Origin of the sequence: Nitrosomonas ureae, from assembly GCF_900108305.1 — a bacterium.
Classification (GTDB): Bacteria; Pseudomonadota; Gammaproteobacteria; order Burkholderiales; family Nitrosomonadaceae; genus Nitrosomonas; species Nitrosomonas ureae_B.
Genome location: NZ_FNUX01000071.1, coordinates 1 through 1,353 on the forward strand (window position 1 = coordinate 1; position 1,353 = coordinate 1,353).

General features: G+C 45.4%; 1 protein-coding gene. It reads left to right on the plus strand.

Annotated elements, in window-relative coordinates; genetic code table 11:
• The first annotated feature begins 105 nt into the window (after nucleotides 1-105).
• A complete protein-coding gene (locus C4S39_RS15060; protein ID WP_103967737.1) occupies nucleotides 106-1,323 on the plus strand; it encodes an ISL3 family transposase in 1,218 nt (405 codons plus the stop codon).
• Nucleotides 1,324-1,353 lie beyond the last annotated feature (30 nt).

A 1,353-nucleotide genomic window follows, 5' to 3' on the forward strand; every position in this document is an offset into this window, starting at 1 on the left:
GGTTCATCCGGCAAATGCGTACTTGGTAGTCAGAAAGGCATGTTGAAAGAAAGTGAATCAAAGGTTGAAATTATCTTTGATTTTCAATGATGAGGTTTTTTCAACATGTCGACCAGTTTGCTGTATCACGCCTTTGGCATAGTTGGTTATTATTATCAAAGTACCTGTTTTATTGCGGGTGTCATAGTTGTCGCAATCCAAGCGGATCATTGGCGATTGAGATGTCCGGTATGTAAAAGCCGCGAGATACATTACCGAGGAAAGTTGGTTCGACGCTTCCGCACAGTACCGATAGGTCAAAAAGCAGTCTTTATCGACCTTCCAGTTCAGCGGGTAGAATGCACCCGATGCCAAGCAGTTCGTCAGGTAAAGATACAGTTTGCTGATGAGCACAAGCGCTATACACGTTCTTTCGAAAGATTGGTTTTGGATCTCTCTAAGCACATGACCATCCAGGCAGTAGCACGCCATCTTGGGGTGAGCTGGGATCTGGTTAAGGGGATACAGAAGGACAATCTGAATAAACGTTATCGGTTGCCGAAATTAGGCAAGATAAAACGCATTGCGCTGGATGAAATATACCAAGGCAAGAAGCTGGGCTATTTAACCATAGTTCTGGATCTTCAACGTGGGGCAGTGATTTTTGTTGGTAATGGGAAAGGCGCAGATGCACTGATTCCGTTTTGGAAGCGTTTGAAACGATCGGGGGCGCGGATTGAAGCGGTTGCGACCGACATGGGTCCAGCTTACATCAGTGCGGTACGGGCTAATATCCCAGATGCAGCGCTAGTGTTCGATCACTTTCATATTATTAAGCTGTTCAATGAAAAGCTGACAAAACTACGTCGTGATCTGCAACGAGAAGCAGAGAATGGATTGGGTAAACCTGTTCTGAAGGGCATTCGCTGGCTATTGCTCAAGAGCCCTGACAACCTGGATGACACGCGAAATGAGCGTCAACGCCTGGATGAAGCATTAAAGCTCAATGGACCCTTGGCAACAGCCTATTACATGAAAGAGGAGTTACGCAATATCTGGCATCAACCGGATAAAACCTCAGCTCAAAAGGCATTGGACGAATGGGTAAAAAAAGCCGGCGCTTCGGATATCAACATGCTCAAGCAATTCTCTAAAACTATTGCGGCACACCGCTCAGGCATCCTGGCTTATTTCGATTTCAATGGTTTATCAACCGGGCCGTTGGAAGGCACCAACAACAAGATTAAAACCTTGCACAAAATGGCCTATGGTTTCAGAGATATCGAGTTCATTAAACTTAAAATTATGGCGCTGCATGAAACTAATTACGTTCTTGTCGGTTGAACCAGAAAGTATGCACTTGCCGGATGAACC

Coding starts and splice junctions, on each gene's coding strand:
- C4S39_RS15060 (WP_103967737.1), top strand. CDS start 106: ATGTCGACCAGTTTGCTGTATCACGCCTTTGGCATAGTTGGTTATTAT.